Origin of the sequence: Mesorhizobium sp. M7A.F.Ca.US.008.03.1.1, assembly GCF_003997495.1 — a bacterium.
Taxonomy (GTDB): domain Bacteria; phylum Pseudomonadota; class Alphaproteobacteria; order Rhizobiales; family Rhizobiaceae; genus Mesorhizobium.
In genome coordinates, this window is sequence record NZ_RZRU01000002.1 from 29,563 (window position 1) to 39,637 (window position 10,075).

Genomic DNA, 10,075 nt, shown 5'->3' on the forward strand with positions numbered 1-10,075 from the left:
GTCCGTAAGTTTTTTGAGAAAGTGCGGATCAGCAGGGACGGACGATGCAAAGAGCGGGAGAAGGGAGCGAGACCCTTCCCCCATGTCGATGCGGTCAAGCCTGGTCGAGCCAGACCTTGCCGTAGTCGCGCTCGAAGGTCGGATGCATCTTGTAATTCTGCACCGCCTTGACCGAGTGGCTGTAGAGCTTGCGCCAGTACGGCTGGATCATGATGCCGGAATCCTGCAGGATCTGCTCGATGTCCTTCATCATGTCCTTGCGCTTGGCGGCGTCGGCAACGGCCAGCGCCGCATTGAGCTTGGCATCCCAGTCCGGATTCGACCAGCCGGCCTCGTTCCAGGCCTCTCCGGTGCGATAGGCGATGGCCAGAACCTGGACGCCGAGCGGGCGCATGTTCCAGTTGGTCATCGACAGCGGATACTTCGTCCAGTCGTTCCAGAACGTCGAACCCGGCAGAACGGTGCGCTTCACCTTGATGCCGGCGTCACGCAGCTGGGCGGCGATCGCATCGCCGGTGTTCTTGTGCCAGTCTTCGTCGACGGTGATCAGCTCGTGTTCGAAGTCGGCCTGGCCGGCTTCCGCCATCAGCGCCTTTGCCTTGGCCGGATCACGAGCAACCTTGGGCAGCTCGTAATATTCCGGATGGATCGAGCAGACATGATGGTTTTCAGCGACCGAGCCGGCATTGCCGTAGCCGAGCTGCAAGACGACATTGTTGTCGACCGCAAGCTGCAGCGCGTTGCGCACCTTCTGGTCGCCATAGGGCTTGTTGTTGACGTTGGTGCGGCAGACGATGGTCGACGCGGTGACGATCTCCGACTTCACCAGGTCCATGCCGTCGAGGATCGACACGTAGTCGGCCGACGTCTCGAAATTGGTGTGCACTTCGCCGGCTTCAAAAGCGCTGACCATGGCTGCCGGATCGGTGCCGTAGTCGATGAATTCCAGGCCGTCGAGGAACACTTCGCCGTCCCACCACTTGTCGTCGGTGCGGCGCTTGTAGACCACCTTCTGGCCGACATCGTAGGAGACGAGTTCGAACGGACCGGTGCCGATCGGGCAGGCCTTGAAGTCGCCGCCCTTCTCATCGAAGGTCTTGTGGACGATGAGGCCGGGATAGTCGCACATGTTCGGAATCAGCGCGATGTCCGGCTTGGTGAGCTTTAGCACGACCGTGTGGTCGTCCGGCTTGGTCACGGCGCTTTCGTCGAGCTTGTCGTCCTTGACCAGCGAGCCGAGACGGCCGGGCATGGAATTGCCTTCGGCTTTCTTGTCGGCCCAGCGCTTCAGGTTGAAGATGACGTCATCGGCGGTGAAGGCATCGCCATTCGACCAGGTGACGCCCTTGCGCACATGCAGCGTGTACTGCGTGGCATCGTCGTTAACGTCCCAGCTTTCCAGCAGATAAGGGCGGAACGTGTATTCGGAGGTGTACTTGACCAGCGGCTCGAGCGCCTGGCGCTCGGCATTGGCGATTTCCGACCAGTCGGCCTTGCGCGGGTCCTTGGGATCCTTGATCCACTGGGCGATCTTCAGCGTGCCGCCCTTCTTGCCTTTTACCTCTTCGGCCTTCGCTGGCGTCGGATCCGCGAGGCCGAGCAATCCGTAAGCCATTGCCGTCGATGCGCCGAAGACGCTGGCCATGGCCAGGAATTCGCGGCGGTCCACCTTGCCTGCCTTGGCTTCTTCGGCCATGGCCAGGATGTGATCCGGAACGCGATCGCCATTGCTCTTATAAATTGTCATGACTTAACTCCCATTGTTGGCTTTCCGCCTTTTAACATTCCGCATCCAGGCCATGATGTCAAAGACAGCGTGGATTGAGAACATGTTAGGGAATGTGCAACTTTGAAAGGGGAGCGGTTCGCGTGATAACGACAGTCTTGGCGCAAATTTGCTACTGCCCGTCGGATTCGTCTGGAATCTCGATAGTCGATTAAACTGAGACATTTACTGGCGCCCCGACAGCGCCAGAATCGAGCCACCATGAGGCCAAAAGTCCTACGGAAGTATCAGTATTCCTTCTCGTAGAAGATGCCGCCCTTGGCTTCGCCGGCATCGTTGGCCTCACCGCGCAGCTTGACGCCGCGCCCGACATTGAGGTCGATCGTCGCCTTGCCCGAGCCCGGCTTGTCACCTTTCTGGATCGTCACATAGGTGCGGTCGTTGAGATACTTGCCGGCCGAAACCGCGGTGCCGCCCTGGTCGTCGGTGGTGACGTCAAGATCGTCGACGCCGATGGCGCTGCGCAGGTTTTCGAGCAGCGACGTCGAGCCGCCGACGCCGGCCAGTTGCCCGGCGGCCTCGGCGAGCTGGGCGATCTGCAGCGGCGACAGGTTCGACATCGAGCGGCCGAAGATCAATTGCGCCAGCACCTCGTCCTCGGGCAGCGCCGGCACCGAGGAGAAGGTGAATTTCGGATTGGTCGCTTCGCCCGACACGATGATGGTGACCGTGGCGCTGGTCGTCGTCGTGGTCGCCGTCAAATTGAGATAAGGCACCAGCGAACCGGAAAACCCGACCGTGCCTTCGGTGAAGGTCAGCCGCTTGCCGAGGATCGACAGCCGGCCACGCTGCAAGGTGAAGGTGCCTACCGCTTGCGGGGACGAGGCCGGGCCGGTCAGCTTCAGCGAGCCGCCGAGTTCGGCATCGACGCCCCTGCCCTGGATGAAGATCTGATTCGGCGCGTTGACCGTGACATCGAGCGCAAGGCCGCTACCGCCGCCCTTGCCGCTGGTCGTCGGCGGCCGCAGCGCCTTGTCCTGCGCCTTGACCGCACCTGGCGCATTCTTGTGCTTGACGTCGAGCGCCGCCAGCGAGCCCGGCAATTTGTCCGGAACGGTGATCACGGTCTTGGCGAGATTGACGGTGCCGGCGATGACTGGTGCGGAGGTCAGCGGTCCCTTGATCGTCAGGTCGCCGCCGAGATTGGCGGTCACCACCCTTCCGTCCGTATAGCGGCCGTCGACCAGCTTGATCGACAGATCGGCCGGGAACCCCTGCGCGGGGTTGATGCCGACCGTGCCGCTGGCCGACAGGCTGCCGCGCGTCGACAGCGTTCCGGTCAGCCGGTTGATCCTGGCGACCCCGCCGGCAATCGAGACATCGGCGGCGAGATCGTTGACGGCGAGACCCGAGCGCGCATCGACAAGGCGCGCACCGGAGGTGCTGACGCTGCCACCGATGACGGGCGATGTCGCGGGACCGCGCACCTGCACGTTGACATTGGCGGTTCCAGACAGCGACAGGCCCTGCGCGGCAAGCTTCTGGCCGAGCAGGCCGAACGGCACGACGCCATTGAAGTCGAGCACCAGTGCCGGCGTGCCGGCCGTCGTCACGGTGCCGCCGCCCTTGACGCCAAGGCCGGCTCCATCGCTGACATTGGCATTGAAGGTCAGCTTGTTGGCGCCGAAGCTGCCCGACGAGGAAACACTCACCGCACCGACACCGGCACCGCGGGTCTGTGAGGTCTGCACGCCGGCCGCGTCGATGTTGAAGGCAACGGCAGGATTTGCCGGCGCGCCCGTCACCTTGACCGTGCCCGAAATCGAACCGGCGGCGTCCAGTCCCGGCGAAAAACTGTTGGCGAGCGACATCGGCACCCGCGCCAGCGTCGCATTGATGTCGAGCGCGGTGCCGACCTTGCCGGTCACCGTCGCCGTGCCGCCGCCAAGGTTGAGCACCAGCCTGTCCAGCGTCGTCGTGCCATTGGCGATGCTGACGGTCGAGGCCTGGGCAATGGCCGCCTTGATGCCCTGGACGGTCGCCTGGCCGGAGGCAAGCTCGATGGTTGTCGTGCCGTTGGCCACTTTCACCCGGCCGGCGGCCTGTGCCGGAATGCCTTTGACGGTTGCGCCGCCGGAGAAGCCGGTCCAGTCGCCGTCGCGCTTCAAGTCGACATCGATGCCGCTGATCACGGTGCCGCCCGACGTGACGGTGTCGGCGCGGATCTTTCCGGAGATCACGGGCGCCGCCAGATAGTTGGCGACCAGCGCATCGATCGAGACGGCTTTCGCCTGCAGGTCGCCACGCGTAATCGATGCTGTCGCCGCCTTGATGGCGACCTGCGGCGCGGTGCCGTTCTTCGAGAAAGCGATCGTGCCGCGCACATCGCCTTCGGCCTTTTCCAGGGCAAGTGCCGCCAGCGGGCCGATATCGGGCAGGTCGAGCGCGATGGTGCCGACCGGCACGAACTTCTCGTCCAGCGCCAGATCGCCGGAAATCCTGTTCTTGCCCAGCGACAGCAGCAGGCCGTTGATGGCGCTCTTGCCGTCCGCCGTCGCCAGCACCGCGCTGCCTTGCAGCGCCTGGCCGGCGACATTGCCGGTCAGTTGCACATTCGCCGCCGGATTGGCGGCATCGGCCTTGCCGGTGGCGGTCAGCTTCAGCCCGGTGATCTCTCGCGCCGCCACGAGAAGGCGGTCGCTGTCGATGGTCAGCGACAGGTCGGGCGCCGCGGCCGGGCCCTGCGCGTTCAACGAAAAGGCGATGGCGCCCTTGGCGTCTTTCGACAGCAGCGAGATGTCGCTCAGCGCGCCCTTGATGTCGGCGGCCACCTTGTTGTCGGCAAGGCTCGCCTGCCCGTCGGCGGTCAGCGCACCCGAGGCCAGCTTCAATCCGCTTACATTGATACTGCCATTGGGGTCGCGCTTCAGCGTGGCGCTGATCTCAGCGCGTTCGCCAAGCATGCCGCGCGCCGCCGCCGGCAAGGCCGACGATGGGGCATCCGCCTTCAGGTTGAGGTCTATGGCACCGTCACGCAGCGACACCTGGCCGGCAACCTGGCTGTTCAGCGCATCGCTCTTGAGCGAGCCGCTGTCGATGGCAACCGCATCGGCTGTCAGGCGGCCGCTGAGCGCTGCCGTGACCTTGCCGGCGATCAGCGGCGCGATCACCGGATTGTCGAGACCGACCTTGTCCACCGACACGGTGCCGGAAACCGGCCCTGCACGGTTCTTGAGATCGAACGCATCCGAATGCAACGCCAGGGCAAGCCCCTCCACCCTCGCCGGACTGGTGACGATCGAGGGCAGGATCGCAGAGACATCCAGGCGGACCCGCGTGCTCTCGCCCGCCACCTTTGCCGACAGCGACTGGATCTCGATCTTGACCGGGCTCTCGGCGCTGCCGACAGTCAGGGGCAGGCTGGGGCCGGATGATATGAGATCGAGCGCAAAATCGCTGGCGCCGTTGGGGTTGAGGGTGCCGGTCGCCTTGCCGGAAATCTTGTCGCCGGTCAGCGTCGCCTGATCGAGCATCACGCCGCCGGCCATGGTGTAGCTGCCGGCCGCATCGACAGCGAGCGGCCCGAGCCCGGCCTGCCGGGTCTGGCTGGTTTCGATACCGGCCAGTTGCGCATTGAAGCGGACATCGGGAGCGGCCGGCGATCCGGTCACACCAGCCGTGCCGTTGAGCGTGCCCACAGCCTCGAGGCCGGGCGAAAATTCATTGGCGAGCGCCGCGGGCAGTGCCGAAAATTGCGCCGCGAGATCGAGCGTCTGGCCGGCGGTACCCGACAAGGTCACCGAGCCGCCACCGACATCGAGAGCCAGTTTCTCGATGCTGGCCGTGCCGTTGGCGATGCTCAGTGTCGACGCTTGAGCGATTGCCGCCTTGATGCCGCGAACCGTCGCCTCGCCCGAAGCAATCTCGACGCTCGTCGTGCCGTCGGCGATCTTCACCCGGCCGGCAGCGGTTGCCGGAATGCCTGCTATGGTGGCGCCGCCGGTGAAATTGGTCCAATCGCCGTCGCGCTTCAGGTCGACGGCGATGCCGCCGATTTCCGTAGCCCCCGAGGTCACGCTGTCGGCCTTGATTGAACCGGCGATCGCCGGCGCCTTGAGATAATTGGCGATCAGCGCATTGACGGTGATGGCCTTGCCCGTCACCTCGCCGCGCGCGATCGACGTGCTCTTGGCGTCGATGGCGACGGAGGGCGCGTCGCCCTCCTTGGCAAAGCGGATGGTGCCGTCGATGTCGCCCGTCACCGCCTGGCCGGCAAGTGCGGCCAACTGGTCGATAGCAGGCGCGTCGAGCGTCAGCGTGCCGAGCGGCATATAGTTGTCGTCCAGCGCGAGATCGCCCGAGACCTTGTTGTCGCCCAGCGAGACCAGGAATCCGTTGATCGAACGCTTGCCCTCGTTCGTCACCAGCGCTGCCTTGATGTCGAGCGGCTGGTCATTGACGGAGCCGGTCAGCGATACGTTGGCGGCGGGACTGGTGATATCGGCCTTGCCGCTTGCCGTCAGCTTGATGCTCTTCACCGTGCGGCCCGATGCCGTCAGGCTGTCGCTGTCGGCGGTAACGGTGAAGTCCGGCGCCGTCATCGCGCCGCTTGCCGACAGCGCGAAATCGACGCCACCGGCAACCGGCACGCCGACCGTCGGCGACAGCACCGAAACATCGCCCAGTTTGCCCTTGATGTCGGCCTGGATATCGGTGCCTTGCATGCTGGCTGTGCCGGCGGCGCTGAGCGTGCCGGACGTGAACTCGATCGAGTTTGCGGCGAACGATCCCTGCGGATCGCGGGCCGCGCTGGCCGAGAATTTCACCCTGGCGCCTAGCACCGAGGCGATCTGCGGCGGAAAGGCCGTCGCCACGGCATCCGCGTTCACATTCAACTGCATCGACAGGTCGGCAAGCGCCACCGTCGCCGTCAGCGAGGCGTTGAGCGCGTCGGAACGCAATGTGCCCTGGTCGATGGCGATGGCGTCCTTGCTGACCGATCCGGCCAGATCGACATCGATCTTGCCGGTGACCAGCGGCGCCAGCGTCGCCACATCGGTGTTGAGGCCGCCCGCCTCCAGCTTGACGGTGACCGGCCCGGCGCGGTTCTGGATATCGAAGCCGTCGGAATGGATCTGCGCCGCCAGATCATCCAGCCGCGTGCCGCCCGCGACGATGGAGACGAAGGAGGCGCCGATGTCGATGATCGGCGCCTTGCCGTCGCCGAAGGCGCGGGCGGTGGCATTGCTGATCGCCAGCGTGATCGGCTGCGCCTTGCTGCCGACGCTGATCACCACGGGCGGACCCTTGGCGGCGAATTCGACCGAGAGGTCGCTGGCGCCGGCAGGATCGACAATGCCAGTCGCGGTGCCGTGCACCGCATCGCTATCGATGTTGGCGCGGTCGACACTGACCCCACCGGCCGATGTGGCGGTGCCGGCGACGTCGAAACTGGTCTTGCCGGCAAACAGCGGCTTCAAATTCTCAGGGAGGAAGCGAGCGAAATCGCCGTCGCCCTTGGCCTCGATATGATTACCCTTGTCGGTCAGTTGGTGGCGGCCTGTCAGCTGGGTGACGATCTTGCCGTCGACTGAGAACGTGCCGATGCCGTTCCAATTGGCGAGCGGCCCGGTGCCCGAGACATTTATGTCGACCGGCGGCGTATCGGGTAGCTTGAGCAGATTAGCGATGATGCCGCCTGCCGGCTCCGAGGCCTTCAGGTCGAGATCGAGCCTGTTGTCCGCCGGCGCAAAGTGGATCTTGGCGTCGACATTGCCTTGCTTGCCGTCATGGCGGGTTATGTTGAGCACCGTCTCGACCGCCAGCGGTGCGGCATCGGCCTTGACCGATCCCTTGGCCGCAAGCTCGGCGATGCCGCTGCCGGCCAGTTGCCGGCCAAGCGCGATCTCGGGCAGGTCGATCTGCTTGATGTCGATGGAAACCGGCAGCGTCGTCGTGCCGCCGCTTGGCGCTGGCTGCGTGCTGGCCACCGGCAATCGCGCCAGCTCAATACGCTCGGCAGCGATACGGTCGGCGCTGAAGTTTTTCGACAGCAGCGCCAGCGGCGACCAGTCGATGGCTACCTTGCGCGCCACCAGCCAGGCGCCCTCGCTGTCCTCCAGCACGACATGGTCGACACTGAGAGCCCCGGACCAGATGCCATCTATGCCGCTGACCGTGATCTTGCGGTCGTCGCTCGAGGCCAGCCGCGAAATGATGCCGGCGAGATTGTCGCGTCCGCGCTCGGTCTTGGTCAGCACCACCAGCGCGCCGATCGTTCCCGCGACCACGATCAGCAGCGTGTAGAAGACAATGCGAAGGATGCGCTTGAATATCTTCATCGCTCAGAATGCCTGCCCGATGCCGGCATAGATGCCGAAATGCGGGTCACCTGGATCGCGGTTGAGCGGCACGGCGGCATCGATGCGCAGCGGCCCGAACGGCGTAACATAGCGCAGGCCGACGCCGGCGCCGACCTTGACATCGGAGAAATCGGGAACCGATTTGGTCGACACGGTGCCGGCATCGACGAACGGCACGATGCCGATCGTGTCGGTGATGGCGATGCGCATCTCGACCGAGGTTTCGAAGAAGGACAGGCCGCCGATCGGCTGGCCGGTGAAATCCTTCGGACCGATGCCCTGATAGGCATAGCCGCGCACCGAACCGCCGCCGCCGGAATAGAAGCGCCGGTCGGCCGGCACGTGTTCGAGGCTGATGCCGACGATCGAACCGATGGCGACACGCTCGGCCAGCACGAACTTCGAAGCCGAATCCAGCGACTGATAGGCCGACCCTTCGCCCTTCAGCTTCAGGAACGCCGCACCGCTCAGAATGTCGTAGCTGGGCTCGGCATAGGCCAGCACCCGGAAGCCGCTTGTAGGGTTCAGCCGGTTGTCCCGGTTGTCGTAGACATATTGCAGCGGAATACTGGCGATCAGGTATTTGTGCTTGCCGAAAGCATCGTGGATGCGGGAATAGTCGAGCGCCACCTCGGCGGAAACCGTCTGCTTCTTGGTCAGTTCGTAGGACAGGCCGGTGCTGCCCTTGACTGAGAAATGGTCATAGGCATCAGGATGTTCGAGCACCGTTTTGACGCTGGCGAAGAACTTCGATGCCGGCCCGACCACGCCGGGTTTCTCGAACATGATGCCGGCATTGTAGTTGAGCTCGCCGAGATCGTTGCTGCCGATGCCGCTGATCTTGCCCTCGATGCGCAGCTTCTCGGCCCGGCCGAACAAATTGCGGTGGCCCCAATAGCCCTCAAGGCCCAGTCCCTCGGTGTTGGAGAAGGTGCCGCCGACGCCGAAATAGCGTGGCTTGCGCTCGCTGACCTGGACGCCGATCGGGATGTTGCCGTCGGCATCGAGCGTGTCGGCTTCCTTGAACGTCACGCTGTTGAAGACCTCGAGCGCCAGCAGCCGGTCGCGCGCGTCATCGATCTCTTGCGGCGAGTATTGCCGGCCGCGCTTGAGGCCGGTCATGTATTCGGTGAAATCGCGGTCGACCTTTTCGGTGCCTTCCACCGTGGTGTCACCATAGCCGGCGACCGGCCCGGCAGCGACCGTCAGCGTCACGTCGAGCGTCGAAGTAGCGTGGTCGGCGACGATCTGCCGGGCCGTTATCTTGGCCAGCGGCCTGCCCTCTTGCTTGAGCGCCCGCACGATCAGCGCCTCGGCCTTGAGCACGGCGCCGGATCCGGCGTCGCCGCCTGATATCAGGCCATAATCGGCGCTCATCAGGCCCGCCGCGTCGCCTTGCAGCCTGATATTGCCCAAGGTGAATTTCGGCCCGGTAGCAATGTCGATGGCCACGGGGACCGGCTGCGGACCCTTGAATTCGGCATCCGGCGGCAAATCGTCGAGCGGCTTGCCGTCGATGGTGACGTTGACGACGCCTTCGTAGCGGGCATCGGCATAGAGCGCGGCGACAAGCTGTTCGCGGTCGCTGCGCGCCTTGGCCATCAGCCCGAGCGAGCCTGAAACCGGACGCTCCTCGTCACTCTTCAGCGCCGAGGCATTTTCGAGCTTTTTGACCAAATCCTTGTCGGCGTCGGGGGCGTTGATGGTCACCGCGTAGCGCAGAGGATCGACGATATCGGCATCCTCGTCGCTGGACGATCCCCACAGCTTGATGCCGAAAAGCTCGAAAGCGGCCGACGGGCGCGATTCGGCGACGAGCACGGTCGAGCACATCATGGCCAGCAGCAGGGCGCGCGGAAGCGCACGCCCTGGCGCGCGACCTCCTGACATCTGCTCTTCATGCGCCGGCATTAAGACAACCTAGATTACAAAACTAAAATTGGAATGAAGTTCTGAAGCGCTCGTAAAGGGGCCACAATCCAATTGT

3 protein-coding genes are annotated in these 10,075 nt (G+C 64.3%); all 3 read right to left on the reverse strand.

Annotated elements, in window-relative coordinates:
• Positions 1-94: 94 nt before the first annotated feature.
• Complete coding sequence (locus EOA16_RS02990; RefSeq protein WP_127255393.1) at positions 95-1,747, reverse strand: ABC transporter substrate-binding protein; 1,653 nt, start codon at positions 1,745-1,747, stop codon at positions 95-97.
• 266 nt (positions 1,748-2,013) lie between these two features.
• A complete protein-coding gene (locus EOA16_RS02995; protein ID WP_127255395.1) occupies positions 2,014-8,067 on the reverse strand; it encodes a translocation/assembly module TamB domain-containing protein in 6,054 nt (2,017 codons plus the stop codon).
• A 3-nt stretch (positions 8,068-8,070) separates the two neighbouring features.
• Positions 8,071-9,999, reverse strand: a complete 1,929-nt coding sequence (locus tag EOA16_RS03000) for an autotransporter assembly complex family protein (protein WP_127255397.1) — start codon at positions 9,997-9,999, stop codon at positions 8,071-8,073.
• Positions 10,000-10,075 lie beyond the last annotated feature (76 nt).

Coding starts and splice junctions, on each gene's coding strand:
- EOA16_RS02990 (WP_127255393.1), bottom strand. CDS start 1,747: ATGACAATTTATAAGAGCAATGGCGATCGCGTTCCGGATCACATCCTG.
- EOA16_RS02995 (WP_127255395.1), bottom strand. CDS start 8,067: ATGAAGATATTCAAGCGCATCCTTCGCATTGTCTTCTACACGCTGCTG.
- EOA16_RS03000 (WP_127255397.1), bottom strand. CDS start 9,999: ATGCCGGCGCATGAAGAGCAGATGTCAGGAGGTCGCGCGCCAGGGCGT.